This window comes from Bradyrhizobium sp. WSM2254 (assembly GCF_000472645.1).
Taxonomy (GTDB): domain Bacteria; phylum Pseudomonadota; class Alphaproteobacteria; order Rhizobiales; family Xanthobacteraceae; genus Bradyrhizobium; species Bradyrhizobium niftali.
In genome coordinates this window covers 113,292-131,337 of the sequence record NZ_AXAB01000026.1, presented here as the reverse complement: position 1 = coordinate 131,337, position 18,046 = coordinate 113,292, and the positions used below count along the sequence as shown (strand labels likewise).

Annotated in this window: 19 protein-coding genes; 15 read left to right on the top strand and 4 right to left on the bottom strand. The window is 61.9% G+C overall.

The window, feature by feature from the left end:
* Positions 1-66: 66 nt before the first annotated feature.
* Complete coding sequence (tnpB, locus tag A3M7_RS0120065; RefSeq protein WP_027545505.1) at positions 67-420, bottom strand: IS66 family insertion sequence element accessory protein TnpB; 354 nt, start codon at positions 418-420, stop codon at positions 67-69.
* Positions 417-1,292, bottom strand: a complete 876-nt coding sequence (locus A3M7_RS0120060) for a transposase (protein ID WP_027545504.1) — start codon at positions 1,290-1,292, stop codon at positions 417-419. The genes tnpB and A3M7_RS0120060 overlap by 4 nt, the downstream gene beginning before the upstream one ends.
* 260 nt (positions 1,293-1,552) lie before the next feature.
* Between A3M7_RS0120060 and A3M7_RS0120055 the strand changes: the two genes are divergently transcribed.
* The 14 genes from A3M7_RS0120055 to A3M7_RS46855 all read left to right on the top strand — a co-directional run bounded on the left by A3M7_RS0120055 (position 1,553) and on the right by A3M7_RS46855 (position 15,903).
* Positions 1,553-3,316 carry a VirD2 family relaxase/mobilization nuclease gene (locus A3M7_RS0120055; RefSeq protein ID WP_027545503.1) on the top strand — a complete coding sequence of 588 codons (1,764 nt, stop codon included), beginning with the start codon at positions 1,553-1,555 and terminating at the stop codon, positions 3,314-3,316.
* A 32-nt stretch (positions 3,317-3,348) separates the two neighbouring features.
* Complete coding sequence (locus A3M7_RS0120050) at positions 3,349-5,331, top strand: conjugal transfer protein TraG (RefSeq protein WP_027545502.1); 1,983 nt, start codon at positions 3,349-3,351, stop codon at positions 5,329-5,331.
* Positions 5,332-5,337: 6 nt separating this feature from the next.
* Complete coding sequence (locus A3M7_RS0120045) at positions 5,338-5,766, top strand: CopG family transcriptional regulator (RefSeq protein WP_027545501.1); 429 nt, start codon at positions 5,338-5,340, stop codon at positions 5,764-5,766.
* 202 nt (positions 5,767-5,968) lie between these two features.
* A complete protein-coding gene (gene trbB, locus A3M7_RS0120040) occupies positions 5,969-6,889 on the top strand; it encodes a P-type conjugative transfer ATPase TrbB (protein WP_027545500.1) in 921 nt (306 codons plus the stop codon).
* On the top strand, positions 6,886-7,227 hold the full coding sequence (locus A3M7_RS0120035) for a TrbC/VirB2 family protein (RefSeq protein ID WP_245284289.1): 342 nt from the start codon (positions 6,886-6,888) through the stop codon (positions 7,225-7,227). Before trbB ends, A3M7_RS0120035 begins: the two co-directional genes overlap by 4 nt.
* The gene (locus tag A3M7_RS0120030) at positions 7,227-7,490 is read left to right on the top strand and encodes a VirB3 family type IV secretion system protein (RefSeq protein WP_027545498.1); all 264 of its coding nucleotides are present in this window, start codon (positions 7,227-7,229) and stop codon (positions 7,488-7,490) included. The genes A3M7_RS0120035 and A3M7_RS0120030 overlap by 1 nt, the downstream gene beginning before the upstream one ends.
* An 11-nt stretch (positions 7,491-7,501) precedes the next feature.
* The gene (trbE, locus tag A3M7_RS0120025; RefSeq protein WP_027545497.1) at positions 7,502-9,943 is read left to right on the top strand and encodes a conjugal transfer protein TrbE; all 2,442 of its coding nucleotides are present in this window, start codon (positions 7,502-7,504) and stop codon (positions 9,941-9,943) included.
* On the top strand, positions 9,940-10,671 hold the full coding sequence (trbJ, locus tag A3M7_RS0120020) for a P-type conjugative transfer protein TrbJ (RefSeq protein ID WP_027545496.1): 732 nt from the start codon (positions 9,940-9,942) through the stop codon (positions 10,669-10,671). Before trbE ends, trbJ begins: the two co-directional genes overlap by 4 nt.
* The gene (gene trbK-alt / locus A3M7_RS46865; RefSeq protein WP_084302315.1) at positions 10,671-11,054 is read left to right on the top strand and encodes a putative entry exclusion protein TrbK-alt; all 384 of its coding nucleotides are present in this window, start codon (positions 10,671-10,673) and stop codon (positions 11,052-11,054) included. The genes trbJ and trbK-alt overlap by 1 nt, the downstream gene beginning before the upstream one ends.
* Positions 11,051-12,280, top strand: a complete 1,230-nt coding sequence (gene trbL, locus A3M7_RS0120010) for a P-type conjugative transfer protein TrbL (protein ID WP_027545495.1) — start codon at positions 11,051-11,053, stop codon at positions 12,278-12,280. Before trbK-alt ends, trbL begins: the two co-directional genes overlap by 4 nt.
* 484 nt (positions 12,281-12,764) lie before the next feature.
* Complete coding sequence (gene trbF / locus A3M7_RS0120005; protein WP_027545494.1) at positions 12,765-13,448, top strand: conjugal transfer protein TrbF; 684 nt, start codon at positions 12,765-12,767, stop codon at positions 13,446-13,448.
* An 86-nt stretch (positions 13,449-13,534) separates the two neighbouring features.
* Positions 13,535-14,440, top strand: a complete 906-nt coding sequence (gene trbG / locus A3M7_RS0120000) for a P-type conjugative transfer protein TrbG (RefSeq protein WP_245284294.1) — start codon at positions 13,535-13,537, stop codon at positions 14,438-14,440.
* Positions 14,437-15,651 (top strand): TrbI/VirB10 family protein, encoded by a 1,215-nt coding sequence (locus A3M7_RS48715; RefSeq protein ID WP_027545492.1) that lies wholly within the window; start codon positions 14,437-14,439, stop codon positions 15,649-15,651. Before trbG ends, A3M7_RS48715 begins: the two co-directional genes overlap by 4 nt.
* Positions 15,652-15,657: 6 nt before the next feature.
* Positions 15,658-15,903, top strand: a complete 246-nt coding sequence (locus tag A3M7_RS46855; protein ID WP_084302325.1) for a DUF2274 domain-containing protein — start codon at positions 15,658-15,660, stop codon at positions 15,901-15,903.
* Here A3M7_RS46855 and A3M7_RS0119985 read toward each other — a convergent pair.
* Positions 15,870-16,859, bottom strand: coding sequence for a LysR family transcriptional regulator (locus A3M7_RS0119985; protein ID WP_371090202.1), 990 nt, complete (start codon positions 16,857-16,859; stop codon positions 15,870-15,872). The two genes, A3M7_RS46855 and A3M7_RS0119985, sit on opposite strands and share 34 nt — an antisense overlap.
* Positions 16,860-16,868: 9 nt before the next feature.
* Positions 16,869-17,498 (bottom strand): acyl-homoserine-lactone synthase, encoded by a 630-nt coding sequence (locus A3M7_RS0119980; protein ID WP_027545489.1) that lies wholly within the window; start codon positions 17,496-17,498, stop codon positions 16,869-16,871.
* 282 nt (positions 17,499-17,780) lie between these two features.
* Here A3M7_RS0119980 and A3M7_RS46850 point away from each other — a divergent pair, with 282 nt between their 5' ends.
* Positions 17,781-18,014, top strand: a complete 234-nt coding sequence (locus A3M7_RS46850; protein ID WP_084302324.1) for a hypothetical protein — start codon at positions 17,781-17,783, stop codon at positions 18,012-18,014.
* The last annotated feature ends 32 nt before the right edge of the window (positions 18,015-18,046 follow it).

Below are 18,046 nucleotides of genomic sequence, written 5' to 3'. Positions count from 1 at the left end.
CGATTCTACTCGAACACGCTGATTCGAAGAAGCAACTCTGCTGTATTTTATGCGGGTTTCTCTGACTCAGCCCGCGATGGCGGGGCGCCATCGACGCTCGGGTGTGCGCCAATCGATGCCTTCGATCAGCATCGCAAGCTGCGCCGGAGACAGCGTTACGGTGCCACCTGGATCGCTCATTCTAGGCCAGATGAAGCCACCTTGATCGATGCGCTTGGTGAACAGACAGAGTCCGTTGCCGTCCCAGAACAGGATTTTCAGTCTGCTCGCATTCCTGCCGCGGAAGGCAAACAGATGGCCGGAGAACGGGTCCTTCTTGAGGTGTTCCTGAACGAGCGTAGCGAGCCCATCCAGGCCCTTGCGCATGTCGGTATATCCCAAGGCCAGGTGCACCTTCACCCCGGCCGGCACGATCATCATCGCACCATCTCCTGTTCGATGACGTGTCGACGGACTGCATCTGGATCGCTGCCCATCGGTGCAAAGACGCGCCGTCCATCGTCCAATTCGACGACCGTCATGCCGTCGGGCGGCTGTAGCAGATCGTTCAGAACGAGCGCTTCCGATTGTGCTCCGGTGACCTTCACAGCCACCAACTTCGCGCGCGCTCGCTTGCCAAACCCGAACTGTACCCGCCACCGGAACAGCATGCTGCTGGCGATGCCCTGGCGCCTGCAAACCTCGGCGGCACTGGCATCGGGGTGTTCGGACTCACGCACGATCGCGAGCTTCTCCTCGTCACTGAAGCGACGTCGGTTGGCGCGTCCATCGTTCGGCCGATCAGCTGTCGGCGTATCTGTCAAGCGCGTTCCGGTGACGGACTCCTTAGCAGCGCTGCTAGCACTAGTGCTTATGAGTGGGCGGGCACTCGGATGAAGTTGCGTGCGCCAGTCGATTTCCACTTCATTGGCGTCGATCAGATCACGCCACCGCCTCAGGCTGTGCTGCGATATGCCATGTGCCCGGGCATATACTTGCATGCTCATTCCGCACCATCTCATCGCTTCGACGTGCATTGCCCAGAACGCCTGCACGGCCCTGCAGCGCTGGTCCTTCGACAACGGAATCCGCTTCTTGCGGAGCCGCTCCCGACGTTCTTCGCGACGCAATTCCGCACGCATTTTCAGAGCTTCGGCGTCGATCAGGTGCCGCAGCCAGCGATCGAATGTGCCGCCGCTGAGACGATGCTGACGACAATATTTGCGCTTGCTGAGACCGCTTCGTCGCCACGCTTCAACGTGTACCGACCAAAAAGAACGGCGCGCGTCGTTCTTGAAATATTCCGCACCCACCGGAGATCCTCCAATGCAGCAAGGAACCCGATATGGAACGACAACGTACTCTCGGAAAGCCGTGCAGGATTCGGACGCTTACGGCACGACAGCAGGACGGCGAGATAAAAGGGGCTCGCCGGTCGAACCGCAAGCCATTGGCATGGCTTGGGTTCTGGCGTGCCGGTCGGTCGGGGCGCGTGCCGCGCCGTACATTTTGAACAGCGCAATCAAGGAGATTTTCGGCACTGTGCTGCCTTGGCGCCTTTCGAGGTCCGGCAATGACCCTGCGTGACAGCGATCTGCGCATTCGGCCCGGGCGCATCCGCAGCGCCCGCGCGCCCAAGCCGAAGAGCTTCATCAACCAGGTGCTACGTGCCGCGAAGAAAGCCGGACATACGTCGGGTCAGGTCGGACTTGGCAGGCGTTCTGCGGCCTATGGGCGCTCGACGTTTGGCCGCGGCCGGCTGTCCTTTGGTCGCAGCCGGTTGTTCAGTCCGACGCGGCGCGTTGTGGTGAAGGCGCGCATCGTGCGTCACAAGGGACGTTCGTTCCGCTCGGCGCCGTTGACGGCTCATCTTTCATACCTCAAGCGCGACGGAGTAACCCGGAACGGTGAGCGGGCCGAGATGTTCGATGCTGGCAGCGATCGAGCTGACGGCGCGGCCTTCGCAGAACGATGCCAGGGCGACCGTCATCATTTTCGATTCATTGTCTCGCCCGAGGATGCCGGTGACATGACTGACCTCAGGGCCTTCACCCGCGACCTCGCCAAACAGATGGAGATCGATCTCGGAACGCGGCTCGAATGGGTGGCCGTCGATCACTGGAACACGGACAACCCTCACGTCCATCTTCTCGTTCGTGGCGTCGATGACACAGGCGCAGACCTCGTGATCTCCCGCGACTACATCAGCCGCGGCCTGCGCTCACGCGCCGAGGAGTTGGTCGCCATCGAACTGGGTCCAAGACCTGAGCATGAAATCCGCACCTCGCTGGAGAGGGAAGTCACGGCAGAGCGATGGACGCGGCTCGATCGGGAGATTCGGCTGTCAGCCGACGAAACCGGCTATATCGATCTTCGCCCCGACAATCCCGGCAGCTTCGATCCCGAAATCCGGCGCCTGATGGTCGGCCGTCTTCAGCACCTGGAGAAGATGGGCCTTGCTGCGTCAGCTGCGCCAGGGGAGTGGATGGTCGGGCTCGAGGCTGAACGCAATCTCCGCGACCTCGGCATGCGCGGCGACATCATCAAGACTATACATCGCGCCTTCAGCGAGCGTGGGGAGGCGCGCGGGGTTGCCGACTATGTCATCGAAGGTGGACAGCCGACGTCCCAGATCATCGGACGGCTGGTCGATCGTGGATTGCATGACGAATTGACCGGCGAGGCCTACGCCCTGATCGACGGGACAGACGGGCGCGCGCACCACGTCCGGTTCCGAGGAATCGAAGCTTTCGAACATGCGCCATCCGTCGGCGGTATCGTCGAGGTCCGGCGCTTCGGTCCGGCCGATGATCCGCGCCGGACATTGGTCCTTGCGGCCCGTTCTGATCTCGATCTTGGAGAGCAGGTCGCCGCAAAAGGCGCCACCTGGCTCGACCACCGGTTGGTGGAATCCAACCCCATGCCGCTCGCAATGGGCGGCTTCGGTCGCCAGACGCGCGACGCTCTCGAAGCTCGCACCGAGCATTTGGTTCGGGAAGGTCTGGCGCGGCGGCAGGGACAGCGCATCACATTCCAGCGTGATCTCCTGAACACGTTGCGCCGACGCGAGCTGGACGAGGTGGCGGCAAGAATCTCGGCGGAGACCGGCCTGCCTCACGTGAAGGGCGCCTCCCGCGAGCACGTGGCGGGCACGTATCGTCAGCGGTTGACGCTCGCCTCGGGGCGTTTCGCCATGATCGACGACGGGCTCGGATTTCAGCTGGTGCCCTGGTCGCGCGAGCTCGAGAAAAGGTTGGGCCAGCACGTTGCCGGCACCACGAAGGAGGGCGGCGGGATCGAATGGAGCTTCGGCCGGAAGCGCGACCTCAGCCTGTAGCTATCTTGTCAATTGCTCGAAAGGTGTTCGGAATGTCCGGAACCAAAATCCTCTGGGGACAGGTGATTGTCGTCGGCCTGATCGTCTTGCTCGCCATTTGGGGGGCGACCGAGTGGACGGCCTGGCGCCTCGCCTATCAGCCGGAGCTTGGGCAGCCGTGGTTCGAGTTGTGGGGTTTCAAGATCTATTACCCGCCCGTCTTCTTCTGGTGGTGGTTCGTCTACGACGCCTATGCCCCTCAGGTCTTTGTCGAGGGTGCATTCATCGCGGCCTCGGGGACCTTTGTTTCGATCGCGGTCGCGATCGGCATGTCGGTGTGGCGGGCGCGCGAGGCCAAGAATGTCCAGACCTACGGCTCGGCGCGGTGGGCCGATCCGGGGGAGGTGCAGGCGGCCGGACTTTTGGGTGGGGACGGGGTCGTGCTTGGCAGGCTGGCGGAGGATTACCTGCGCCACAACGGACCGGAGCATGTGCTCTGCTTTGCGCCGACCCGGTCCGGCAAGGGCGTTGGCCTTGTTGTTCCTTCCCTCCTCACGTGGCCCGACTCGGCAATCGTGCACGACATCAAGGGCGAGAACTGGCAGCTCACGGCCGGGTTTCGGTCCCGACATGGCCGGGTGTTGCTGTTCGATCCGACCAACCCAAAATCGTCTGCCTACAACCCACTTCTCGAAGTACGCCGCGGCGAATGGGAGGTTCGGGACGTCCAGAATGTTGCGGACGTGCTGGTCGATCCGGAAGGGTCGCTCGACAAGCGGAACCACTGGGAGAAGACCAGCCATTCGCTGCTTGTCGGAGCCATCCTGCACGTCCTCTACACAGAACCTGACAAGTCGCTCGCCGGGGTCGCGGCCTTTTTGTCGGACCCGAGGCGCCCGATCGAGGTCACGCTGAAGGCAATGATGACAAGCTCGCACCTTGGTGAGCAGGGTCCACATCCGGTTGTCGCCTCAACCGCGCGAGAACTGCTGAACAAGTCCGAGAACGAACGCTCTGGCGTGCTCTCGACCGCGATGTCGTTCCTTGGGCTCTATCGGGATCCGGTGGTGGCGCAGGTGACAAGCCGATGTGACTGGCGGATCGCGGACCTGATTGCCGATGTTCGTCCGACGACGCTCTATCTTGTCGTGCCTCCGTCCGACATCTCCCGGACGAAGCCGCTCATACGTCTCGTGCTCAATCAAATTGGCCGTCGCATCACCGAAGATCTGCAAGCCAAGAACCGGCGCCACCGCGTTCTGATGATGCTGGACGAGTTCCCGGCCCTGGGACGTCTCGATTTTTTCGAGTCGGCGCTCGCGTTCATGGCCGGATACGGGATCAAGGCCTTCCTGATCGCGCAGTCGTTGAACCAGATCGAGAAGGCCTACGGCCCCAACAATGCGATTTTGGACAATTGCCATGTCCGCGTGAGCTTCGCAACAAACGACGAGCGGACCGCGAGACGGGTTTCGGACGCGCTTGGGACTGCGACCGAGATGCGAGCCATGAAGAACTATGCCGGCCATCGGCTGAACCCGTGGCTTGGCCATCTGATGGTCTCGCGGCAGGAGACCGCACGCGCCTTGCTCACGCCCGGCGAGGTGATGCAGCTTCCTCCCACCGACGAAATCGTAATGGTGGCCGGGACGGCGCCGATCCGAGCCAGGAAGGTGCGCTACTACGAAGATAGGCGCTTTACCGAGCGCATTCTCTCACCGCCAGAGCCGGCCAGGCTGGGGCGGTCTTCCCGGGAAGATAGCTGGTCCAGCCTCAAGCTCCCCGCGCGAAATGGCGCAACCGTCCAGACCGAAGAGTCCGAAACCGATGCCGCCAACAGCGGTCTGCGCCGGGAACCCGAGCTTCCCGACCACGTCGCCATCGTCAAAGAGACAACCGATGCGACGCCGACAGAAGAGTTTGCCGTCCTGGACGACGACGATGAGGCCGTGCGTCAAGCCCGGCTTCTCCGCCAGCAGATGCGGGGCGTGGCCCGCCAGGCGGCGCTTGACCCGAACGATGGCATTGATCTCTGAGGTCCCATGCGCAACCGCATGAACGTGTATTTCCCGCCGGAGCTTCTGAAGCAGATCTCCGACCTTGCCGATCGCAAAAACCTGTCGCGATCAGCCATCGTCGAGGCGGCCGTCGTCTCGTTTCTGTCACCCGATGGAGTGGATCGCAGAGAGGCGGCGTTCGCCCGCCGTCTCGACCGGTTGTCCCGGCAAGTGCAGCGACTTGAGCGGGATGTCGGGCTGACAGCCGAGACCTTGGCCCTGTTTGTTCGGTTTTGGCTCACGATCACGCCTCCCTTGCCGAACGAAGCCCAGGCTGCCGCTCAGATCAAGGGACGTGAGCGCTTTGAAGGCTTCGTCGAGACATTGGGCCGCCGCCTGCAAAAGGGCCAAAGCTTCTTGCGGGAGATTCCGGACGATATCGTTCATGGAGCGCCCGAGGATTCCACCAACTGAGATTGCGCCCGCGTTGCTGGCTGCTCCGGCCTTTCTCTTTCTACGCCAGACTACTACGGAGATGATCGCCTGGTTGCAGGAAGGTCGTTGGTGGTTTTTCTAATCATCCCCATCCGAGGGCGCTGTTTTAGCCCTCGATCGGTGGGGGCAGGCAGTGGCAATCCATTCTCTTCAGTCGGAGGCGATCTCGCGTGGCGCGCGGATGCTCCGCAGCGCGCTGGGGCTCGCCATCGCGCGCTACCTCGAAGACGATGCGATCGTCGAGGTCATGCTGAACCCTGACGGCCGATTGTGGATCGACCGACTCTCCAGCGGACTGACTGACACAGGTGAACAACTCTCCGCCGCCGATGGCGAGCGCATCATTCGCCTGGTAGCGCATCACGTGGGGGCCGAGGTCCACGCCGCCGCGCCCCGTATTTCTGCTGAATTACCCGAGACCGGAGAGCGGTTTGAAGGCCTGTTGCCTCCTGTCGTCGCGGCACCAGCGTTCGCCATTCGCAAGCCCGCCGTCGCGGTCTTCACGCTCGACGACTATGCCAAGGCGGGCATCATGACGGCCGATCACGCCACGGCACTGCGCCAGGCCGTCGCCTCGCGCAAAAACATCCTGGTCGCTGGCGGCACATCAACGGGCAAGACCACGCTCACAAACGCATTGCTTGCCGAGGTCGCGAAGACCAGTGACCGGGTCGTGCTGATCGAGGACACCCGCGAGCTGCAATGCAAAGCACCGAATCTGGTCGCGTTGCGCACCAAGGATGGCGTGGTCTCGCTCTCGGATCTCGTGCGCTCCTCGCTTCGACTGCGTCCAGACCGCATCCCCATTGGCGAGGTGCGGGGCGCTGAAGCGCTCGATCTGCTCAAGGCCTGGGGAACCGGTCATCCCGGCGGTATCGGCACCATCCACGCGGGCACTGCGCTCGGCGCTTTACGCCGGCTGGAGCAGCTCATCCAGGAAGCCGTGATGACCGTGCCGCGCGCCCTGATCGCCGAAACCATCAACGTCGTTGCGGTCCTGTCCGGGCGTGGTGCCGAGCGCCGGCTTGCCGAACTCGCGCGCGTCAACGGCCTCGGAGCGGCCGGGGATTACAGCCTTTCACCAGCAGGAGACTTCACATGAGCAATCGAAACATGAGCAATCGAAACCGAGTCCCGCCTTCGAGCGTTTCCATCGCCGCGCTGGGTGCGGTCCTGTTCATGAGTCCGCCCGCCTGGGCTGCAGGCTCCAACATGCCCTGGGAGCAGCCGCTCAATCAGATATTGCAGTCGGTCGAAGGACCGGTCGCCAAAATCATCGCCGTCATCATCATCGTTGTCACGGGCCTGACGCTTGCCTTTGGCGATTCCTCGGGCGGCTTTCGCAGGCTGATCCAGATCGTGTTCGGGCTTTCGATTGCGTTTGCAGCCTCGAGCTTCTTCTTGTCGTTCTTTTCGTTCGGCGGCGGCGTGGTGGTGTGATGGACGAGCCCGTCGCAGGATTTATCGCGCCGGTGCACCGGGCTCTGACTGAGCCGATCCTGATGGGCGGAGCACCCCGGTCGGTCGCCATCGTTAACGGCACGCTCGCCGCAGCCCTTGGGCTGGGATTGCGCTTGTGGATCGCCGGTCTCCTGCTCTGGGTCATTGGGCACGCGGCGGCTGTATGGGCTGCCAAGCGAGACCCCGCATTCGTCGAAGTGGTGCGCCGTCACCTGCGCGTCCCAGCCCATCTCAACATCTAGAGCTCTTTTCCATGATGAATCTTACGGAATACCGCCGATCGAGCACGCGGCTTGCCGATTTCTTGCCGTGGGCGGCCCTGGTCGACGCGGGCATCGTCCTGAACAAGGACGGCTCATTTCAGCGAACGGCCAGATTCCGCGGACCGGACCTCGACAGTGCCGTTCCGGCCGAGCTCGTGGCGGTGGCCGGTCGTCTCAACAACGCTCTGCGCCGCCTCGGATCCGGCTGGGCCGTCTTTGTAGAGGCGCAGCGCCATTCCGCTGGAGCGTATCCGCCGAACACATTTCCGGACGTCGCATCCGCGCTGGTTGATGCCGAGCGCCGGGCGCAGTTCGAGGAAGAGGGCGCCCATTACGACTCGAGCTATTACCTGACTTTCGTTTACCTGCCGCCGGTGGAGGATGCGGCCAGGGCGGAGCGGCTTCTTTATGAAGGCAGCAGTCGCACGCCAAGTGCCGATGCGCGCGAGGTGCTCAGCGGCTTTGTCGACCGAACCGACCGCGTGCTGCAGCTTGTCGAGGGCTTCATGCCCGAATGCGCCTGGCTCGACGACGAGGAGACGCTGACTTACCTGCATTCGACAATCTCGATTAAACGGCATCGGGTTCGTGTGCCCGAGATCCCCATGTATCTCGATGCGCTGCTCGCTGACCAGCCCTTGACCGGTGGTCTGGAGCCGATGTTGGGCGCGGCGCACCTGCGCGTTCTCACCATCGTCGGGTTTCCGACAGCGACCACGCCCGGAATTCTCGATGACCTCAATCGTCTCGCTTTCCCGTACCGCTGGTCGACCCGGGCGATCATGCTCGACAAAACGGATGCGACAAAGCTCCTGACGAAAATCCGGCGCCAGTGGTTCGCCAAGCGGAAGTCAATCGCCGCGATCCTGAAGGAGGTGATGACCAACGAGGCCTCCTCGCTTCTCGATACCGACGCTCACAACAAGGCGATGGATGCGGACGCGGCGCTTCAGGAGCTCGGATCGGACCAGATCGGCGAGGCGTTCGTGACGGCGAGCGTAACCGTTTGGGGCCGAGATGCGCGCTCGGCCGACGAGAGATTGCGGCTGGTCGAGAAGGTCATTCAGGGGCGCGACTTCACCTGCATGATCGAGACGGTGAACGCCATCGAAGCGTGGCTCGGCAGCCTGCCTGGACAGGTATATGCCAACGTCCGGCAGCCGCCCCTCTCGACCCTCAACCTTGCTCACATGATTCCGCTGTCGGCCGTATGGTCCGGAGAGGCGCGTGATCATCATTTCAACGCTCCGCCCCTGTTCTTTGGCAAGACGGAAGGGTCAACCCCCTTCCGTTTCGCGCTTCACGTCGGCGACGTCGGACACACGCTTGTGGTTGGCCCGACCGGTGCCGGCAAGTCGGTCCTGCTGGCGCTGATGGCGCTCCAGTTCCGCCGCTATCCCCAGTCTCAGGTCTTCGCCTTTGATTTTGGCGGCTCAATCCGGGCGGCAGCCCTCGCGATGGGCGGCGATTGGCACGATCTCGGCGGCGCGCTGTCGCAAGACGCGTCCGAGCCGGTCGCGTTGCAGCCATTGGCCTGGATCGACGACACGGCGGAACGGGCCTGGGCCACGGACTGGGTTGCCTCGATCCTTGCCCGCGAGAAGATCGAGATCACGCCGGAGGCAAAGGATCATCTATGGTCCGCGCTGACCTCCCTCGCTTCAGCGCGCCTCCCGGAGCGGACCCTGACAGGGCTGTCCGTTCTGCTCCAGTCGACGACCCTGAAACGCGCGTTGCAACCCTATTGCCTCGGTGGGCCTTATGGGCGGCTGCTCGATGCAGAATTCGAGCGAATTGGCGAGGGGGCGGTCCAGGCGTTCGAGACCGAAGGACTGATTGGAACGGACGCGGCGCCCGCGGTGCTGGCCTATCTGTTCCACCGCATTGGCGACCGCCTCGATGGCAGGCCGACGCTCATGATCGTCGACGAAGGCTGGCTTGCGCTTGATGACGCGGATTTTGCCGGCCAGCTCCGCGAATGGTTGAAGACGCTGCGCAAGAAGAATGCGTCTGTGGTGTTCGCCACACAGTCTCTGTCGGACATCGATGGATCTGACATCGCTCCTGCCATCATCGAGAGTTGCCCGACGCGATTGCTTCTTCCGAACGAGCGGGCGATCGAGCCTCAGATCACCGCGATCTATCGCCGTTTTGGGCTCAACGATCGCCAGATCGAGCTCTTGAGCCGCGCGACGCCGAAAAGGGACTACTACTGCCAATCCCGCCGCGGCAACCGCATGTTCGAGCTCGGGCTCGGTGAAGTCGCGCTCGCCTTTGCGGCTGCATCCTCCAAGACAGACCAGGCCGCAATCGACCGATTGGTCACAGAGCACGGCCGCGAAGCCTTTGTGCCTGCTTGGCTCCAGCACCGCGGAGCCGGTTGGGCCGTGGACCTCATTCCCAATCTTGGCAATCTGGAGAAGTCGCAATGAGCCGTCGTCGTCTCGGCCTGGCGATCAGCATCGTTGCTGTCTCGCTTCTGGCAACCGCGCCCAGTGGGGCGCAATGGATCGTCTTTGATCCCAACAACTACGTCCAGAATGTCATGACCGCAGCACGAGAGCTGCAGCAGATCAACAATCAGATCACCTCGTTGCAGAACGAGGCGCAAATGTTGATCAACCAGGCGAAGAACCTGGCAAGCTTGCCATATTCCTCGTTGCAGCAGCTTCAGAGCTCCATTCAACGCACCCAGCAGCTTCTCAGCCAGGCCCAGCGCATCGGCTATGACGTGCAGCAGATCGATCGGGCCTTCGCCACCAGCTACGGACCGGCAACCAGCAGCCAATCCGATTCAGCCTTGATCGCAGGTGCGCAATCGCGCTGGCAGGACTCAGTCGCGGGATTTCAGGACGCACTTCGTGTGCAAGCCGGCGTTGTCGGAAATCTCGACACAAACCGCATTCAGACCTCGGCACTGGTAAGCTCAAGCCAGGGTGCAAGCGGCGCCCTGCAGGCGACGCAAGCCGGGAACCAGATCCTCGCACTCCAGGCGCAGCAGCTTGCCGACTTGACGGCGGCCGTGTCGGCGCAGGGCAGGGCTCAATCGCTCGAATCAGCCCGACGCGCCGCTGCTCAGGACCAAGGTCGCGAGCAGCTTCGCCGCTTTCTGACGGGTGGTCAGGGCTATCAATCCTCCAACGTGCAGATGTTTCATTGATGAGCAATCAGAAGGCGTTCCAAGCATTGTCGCTCGCCATCACGGCGATTGGCGGAACGGCGCTCATCGTCGCATGCACGATCCAGCTACGCGGGCCGGACAGAGTCACGGGTCCGAGGCCATCGAGCGCAACAGCCAGCAGCCCAATGGAATCCGATCTCACCCGCTGCCGTACTGTGACGTCAGAGCATTCTCCGGCGTATCAGGATTGCCAAAGGATCTGGGCCGAGAACCGGCGCCGGTTCTTCGGCCAAGGGGTGAGCGCGACCGGTTCCGCTGTCAACGATCCAGGCAGTTCGCCATTCGTGTCAGCGCCGAAAGATCAGAGCCGAATACCTCAAGGCTATCCCTCCGTCGCGTCACCCGAGGGAGGTGACCAATGAACGGCACGGGAATTATCGATCAGTTCCTCGAGACCTTCACCCGCTACATCGACAATGGCTTTGGGCTTCTTGACGGCGAGGTCGGCTATCTTGCGACAACGCTGGCTGCGATCGATATCACCCTGGCCGCCCTGTTCTGGAGCTGGGGCACGGATGAGGACATCGTCGCGCGGCTCGTCAAGAAAACCCTGTTCGTCGGTGTCTTCGCCTACCTGATCGGCAATTGGAATAATCTCGCCCGTATCGTCTTCGAAAGCTTCGCCGGTCTCGGATTGAAGGCCTCAGGTACGGGCCTTTCGGCAAGCGATTTCGTTCACCCTGGAAAAATTGCACAAGTCGGGCTCGATGCCGGCCGGCCGATCCTGGATTCGATCTCAAACCTGATGGGCTACATCAGCTTTTTTGAGAACTTTGTCCAGATCGTGGTCCTGCTGTTCGCCTGGGCCGTCGTCCTGCTCGCCTTCTTCATTCTGGCGATCCAGCTCTTCGTCACACTGATCGAGTTCAAGCTGACGACGCTGGCAGGGTTCATGCTGCTTCCGTTCGGGCTGTTCGGCAAGACGGCGTTTGCGGCCGAACGCGTCCTTGGCAATGTCGTGTCGTCCGGCATCAAGGTGCTGGTGCTGGCCGTGATCGTCGGTATCGGCTCGACCTTGTTTTCCCAGTTCACCGCCGGCTTCAATGGCGGCCAGCCGACGATCGAAGATGCCATGACTCTGGTCTTGGCCGCATTGTCGCTTCTGGGTCTTGGAATCTTTGGACCCGGAATTGCGAACGGACTGGTATCTGGTGGTCCGCAACTCGGAGCGGGCAGCGCGGTCGGTACGGGACTTGCGGCCGGCGGGATGGCTGCAGCAGGAGCCAGTCTGGCTGCCGGCGGTGTCGGCCTCGCCGGCGGAGCGATCGCAGGTGCGGCGCGGGGCGGCAGCGCGATCGCAAGCGGCGCGGCGGCCGCCTACCGGAGCGGCGGCATAGGTGGTGTTGCCGAGGCTGCTGCTTCAGCTTCTGTCAGTCCGCTCCGCAGAGCCTCCGCGGCGATCCATAGCGGCAGCCGGTCCACCAGCACCACCTCTGCCAGTTCGGGCGAAGGTCCGCCGGATTGGGCGCAGCGCATGAAGCGCGCGCAGACAATCAGCCATGGAGTTTCGGCGGCAACACATGCCGTTCGGTCGGGAGACCATGGTGGAAGTGGCAGCTCGATCGATCTGTCTGACGGAGGGCGCTAGATGTCAAAGTGCCCGTTTGCTGAGAAGCCGTGCGAATATGCCCGGACTGACCAGCCAAGTTCAAGCGCGCGCCCTAGTCGGCGCGCTTGGCATGGTCCGGCTTGGCAAGCTCTGGTGCTGGCTTCTCAAGCACTCTCGTTGAGCCTTACGCCCGCGCTTCTCTGGCAGGCCACGCATGACCCGTCCGCGTCAGTGAGAGCGCCACTGCACGAGAGCCAACAAGTGTTCGAGATGTCGGCCATGCAAGATCGGCCGGACGCCTTCCTTACGCTGCCTCTCGTGCATCTGCTGCCTGACCTCCGGGGTTTGAGCTCAAGCGTTCGCAGACGGCAATGCAGGGCCTGCCGTGTCTCGCGCTGCCTTTGCGTGTTCAGACGCGTCGTGCGCGTCGAGCAAGCGACGTGATTGCAACCCTCCGCACTCGCCGCCTGGCCGCCATCGAGCGAAATGTAAGTCTCAATTTGGTTTCTTGGGGAAATGACTGATGTTCAAGAGGTCTTCGGTTCACTACGGGCGAACGCCCGCGCCCGTGACGCCCTATCAGAAGGCGGCGCAAGCGTGGGACGAGCGCATCGGCTCGGCACGTGTGCAAGCCAGAAATTGGCGGCTGATGGCATTCAGCTGTCTGACGCTCTCGTGTGGCCTCGCAGGAGGCCTGGTCTGGCAATCAACGCAAGGAACAATCACGCCGTGGGTCGTCGAGGTCGATCGTCTCGGCCAGGCGCAAAGAATAGCTCCCGCGACCTCCGATTTCGAACCCAGCGATGCTCAGATTGCCTATCACTTGGCTCGCTTTATCGAGGACGTCCGCGGTCTGCCGGCAGACGGCATTGTCCTGCGCCAGAACTGGCTCAGGGCGTACGACTTCACCACCGACCGCGGGGCCGCCGCCCTGAACGAATACGCCAGGAGCAATGATCCCTTCGCAAGGCTCGGAAAGACGCAAGTCTCGGTCGAGGTCTCGAGCGTGATCCGCGCCTCAACGGAAAGCTTCCGCGTCGCCTGGGTTGAGCGCGGCTACGAGAACGGATCACTTGGTTCAACGGAGCGCTGGACCGCCATTCTGACGATCGTCATTCAGGCCCCTCGCGATGCCGATCGGTTGCGCAAGAATCCTCTCGGCGTCTACGTCAATGCAATCAGCTGGTCGAAGGAGCTCGGGCAATGAAGCCGCAGTCCTCTCAAGTCCCGACTGGCGTCTCTCCAGGGTTATGGGGCAGGGCAGCCGTTTCAGTGCTCGCGGTCCTCGCGTGCATGCTTGGCGCCTGCTCGACCTATATTCCGCCCCAAATCACCTACGACTCCGACGTGCCGCCACTGCCGCCGCTACCGGCCGATGTCGATGATCGGAGCCGTCCACTTCACGTCCCGCCCGCCTGGAAGCCGGCGCTCGGCGGCAAATCGGGGGCCAAGGAGCAAGCCGAGCCGGTCGACAGGGTCGAAGCGGCCAATAGCGCCGCTCGCGTCCAGCCGCGCAAACGCGGGTATTTCAATGCCGCGCAGATCTACAGCTTCAGTCCCGGTGCCCTGTACCAGGTCTACGCAGCGCCGGGTCAAATCACGGACATCGCGCTCGAGGAGGGCGAACAGCTGGTCGGGTCCGGCCCGATCGCGGCCGGTGACACGGTGCGTTGGGTCGTCGGGGATACCGAGAACGGAAACGGGGACACCCGCCGCGTCCATGTCCTGGTGAAGCCGACGCGCGCGTCGATCGAGACGAACCTCGTCATCAACACGGATCGGCGCACCTATCTGATTGAGCTTCGCTCGCGCGAAAAGCCCTACATGCCGTTGGTTGCGTGGTACTACCCGCAAGATCGGCAGGGGAAGAGACAATCGGCACCTTTGACACCCGCTTTGCCGGACATCACGCAGCGCCGGTTCCGCTACCGAATCGAAGGTGACAACGCTCCCTGGCGTCCCATTGCGGCTTATGATGATGGTCGCAAGGTCTACATCGAATTCCCGCAAGGCATCGTACAGGGCGAAATGCCGCCCCTGTTTGCCCTCGGTCCTGACGGCAAGACCGAGATCGTCAACTATCGGGCCTATGGCAATCTGCTGATTGTCGATCGGCTGTTCGCAGCCGCCGAACTCCGCCTGGGCGGAGAGCACCAGCAGAAGGTCAGAATTGTCCGGACCGACGGGAGCTCGACATGACCGACCGTCAGGATGAAGAACAACCGGCCGGCACGCAACAGCCGCCTCAGGAGCAGACAGAGCTGTTTCGGCTCCGGCCAGAATACCCACGCGTGACCCGCCTTTCGCGCAAGGTCCTGTTGACCGGCAGCTCGCTAGCAGTATTCCTTGTTGCTGGTGCGACCTTCTGGGCGCTGCAGAAAAATCAGGCACGCGGTCCCAGGCCAGAAGAGCTCTACAGCACGGATCATCACAACGTTGCGGAGAGTATCACTGCCCTTCCGCAGGACTACGCGAAGGTGCCACGCCAGGTGCCGCAGTTGGGCCCGCCGCTTCCCGGTGATCTCGGCCGCCCGATCCTCGCTGCTCAGGGGCAGCCGGCTGGTGCCGCCGCTGGTTCGGCCGATCAGGAGCGGCAACGCGAGAGCCAGGAGGCAGAGGCGGCGCGCATCAGCCGTCTGTTTGCCTCCACGAATACCCGAGAGGCCTCAAATCCGATAGGCGTCGGGCAAGCAGTTGATCGCGCGAACATGGCTGCGCCGGGGGGCAACAACGACGAGGGAGCTGCGCAGAATGCGCAGGACCGGAAGCTTGCGTTCGTGAATGCTGCCGTGGACAGGCGTACCACGAGTCCGGATCGAATCACGAAAGCTGCTTCACCTTATGTGGTGCAGGCAGGAACGGTCATTCCCGGAGCGCTGATCACGGGGGTCCGCTCCGATCTGCCGGGACAGATCACGGCACAGGTCACCGCGCACGTGTACGACACGCCGACGGGCCGCTTTTTGCTGATCCCGCAGGGCGCGCGTCTCATAGGTGTCTATGACAGCCAGATCAGCTTCGGCCAGTCACGCGTGTTGCTGGTCTGGACGCGGCTGATCATGCCCAACGGGCGCTCCATCGTCCTCGAGCGGCAACCCGGTGCGGATCCATCGGGGTATGCAGGGCTTGAAGACGAGGTCGACAGCCACTGGGGTGAACTCTTCAAGGCAGCCGCACTCTCGACCTTCCTGGCCGTCGGCACAGAACTGGGAGCTGGCTCCGATACAAACAGCAACGATAGTGCGATCATTCAGGCGTTGCGACATGGCGCATCGGATTCGCTCAACCAAACTGGACAGCAAGTGGTTCGGCGCAGTCTCAACATCCAGCCCACACTCACTGTCCGGCCAGGGTTTCCGATCCGCGTCAACATCAATCGCGACCTCGTTCTAGAGCCATATAAAGGGTGATTGCACATGTCAAAACTCAAAATCGGAGCGATACCAGATGAAAAACCCGTCAAGATCAGTCTTGATCTGCCGGCGTCCGTGCATCGCGATCTTGTCGCCTATGCCGAGACCCTTTCGCGTGAATCGAGCCAATCTGTAGATCCCGCCAAGCTGATTGCGCCGATGCTGGCACGGTTTATGGCCACCGATCGCGGTTTCAGAAAACTTAGGCGTTCGAGTCATCCCTCTGCCGTTGAAGGCGGTGAGGGATAGCGTTCGGCCAAGAGATCCAGGAAGCGCGTAAGCGCCGGGTTCTCATTGTCCTTACGCCAGTACGCGTTAAAGCCCATACGGCTTGGTCCAGAACCGTCCTGGATTTCCCGATAGACCACGCCGGTGAAGTTGGCTCCCACGTCAGCTTCAAGGACCAGACTTATTCCAAGCTCCAAGCTGACGAGGCTCTTGATGATGCCTCGGCTGACATCATGCCGCTCGATTTTTGGCCGCCTCTCATTGGCAACCAGCTTTGAAACCAACAGCTCTTTCAAATCGCTTCCCGGATCACGTTGGCTTAGCAGAACTGTCTCGTTGTGAAGATCGGTCCAGTGGATAGCGTCGCGGATGAGTAGAGGATGATCCTTTGGAAGCACAATGAGAATGCGTTCGCTCCAAACCGGCAGCCTCTTCTGACCGGATAGCGTATGTCCTCCAGGAACGACGGCGACATCGATGGTGCCAATGCGAACAGAATCCATCAGGCGTGTGCGCGGCTGTTCGGCTGTGGTGAGTTCGACCATGGGAGTTCGCTTCCTGAACTCCGCGAGGGTGGCTCGTAGATTGCCTGCAGATATTGAGGTGCAGAAACCCACGGAAAGGTGGCCCGCCTCGCCGCGGCCGCTCGAGCGGCCCGTTGCGACCAGTGTGTCGAGCTGCTCAAGGATCATTCGCGACATTTGCAGGATCGTTCGCCCGGCGGGCGTTGGCGCAACTCCGCCGGTCGAACGATCAAAGAGAGCCACTCCGACCAGGTGCTCAAACTGACTGATCGAGCGACTGAGCACCGAATGCTGCACGGCCAGGCATTCGGCCGCCTGTCGAAAACTTCCGCAGTCCGCCGCAGCGACCGCCGATCGCAAATGATGCAGACTGATATTGGTTGATTGCACAGGGCGAGACATGTCTCTTGAGATCGCGGCCGGCAATTTTGGGGAGGTTGAGGGGTTGAACATGCGAGATCTCTACGCAGCTTTCAGCGCCGGTTCCCAGAGCACAGGTGAGCGAAGTGTTCCGGTGTCGCGGACCCGGGACAGTGCGGCCGCGGAAATCTCGAGATAACCAGCGACTGCTTGGGTGTTTCCCAATGTCCTTGCCTGGCCCGCCCGTCGCAAGGGCCACCCAGCGCGTCGCAAGATGCGCTCCATCCGGGCGTCGGTCACCGTAATAATTTCTGTTAGCCGCCTCGAAAGGCCGAATTCGATCATGCCAGCGAAGAGCTCGTAGGTCGCGCTGGTCAGCCCGCGCATCGTTCCGCGCGCTCCAGCGTCAACATTCAGCGCAAAACGGCTACTTTCCCAGACCGAAGGAGTCGCCTTAAAGGGCTGTCCATCGAGCAGCACAGGGAAGGTATCGCGCAACATCGTCGGTCCGGTAGATGGAAGCAGTCGTACGCAGCCCTGAACGCTATAGTTGCTCGATCGCTGAATCAGGTAGACGGGACCAAGTGCATCGAATTCATCGATTTCCATGTCCCCGCTGGTCTGAACGTCCCATGCGAGCCGTTCCTTGAAAACCCTGTATCTAAGTCGGTGCATCTCACAAAGGTCTTCAGCAAAGGCTCCATAGAACTCCTGTGTGATGATCTGCATCATTGATTGTGCCTCCAAAGCCGCAGGGCGGGCATTGAAGGGGAATTGCTGGGGATGTGCAGCCTCCTCAGTTAAGGAGGGTGTGATACCGAAATCCGACGCACGCATCCGGCGACCCCGGAATAGCAGGAGGGTGCCGCGCGAGCATATTTAGTCGGTCTTCGCCCGTGGTGTCGCCGCCGAACATCCTCAGAGCACTATCGACGAGTTTTTCCTGTCGGCCTATATGGCTCGGGAACGAGACCTAGAGTTTGAGGGGACATTCTATCGAGGATGACACACACCATGTCAGAAATCTCATGGCGACAGGATGGGGTCGATCCCGGCTGGTTCATCGCTGAGGGCATCGGATCAGTCCGAAGCACGGCCAGCTACGGACGACCAGGAGGCTGGTGGTTCCTTCCTGCCTGGTTGCCTGACACTGAAGAGAACGACATCGGACCATTCAGGACAAAAGCTGCAGCATTAAAAGAAGCCGAACGTCTGGCTGCCGCCCAAGATCAAATCGCCGGGAATTAATCGCGGTTTGCAGCTCGGGGGTGATGCCGGAA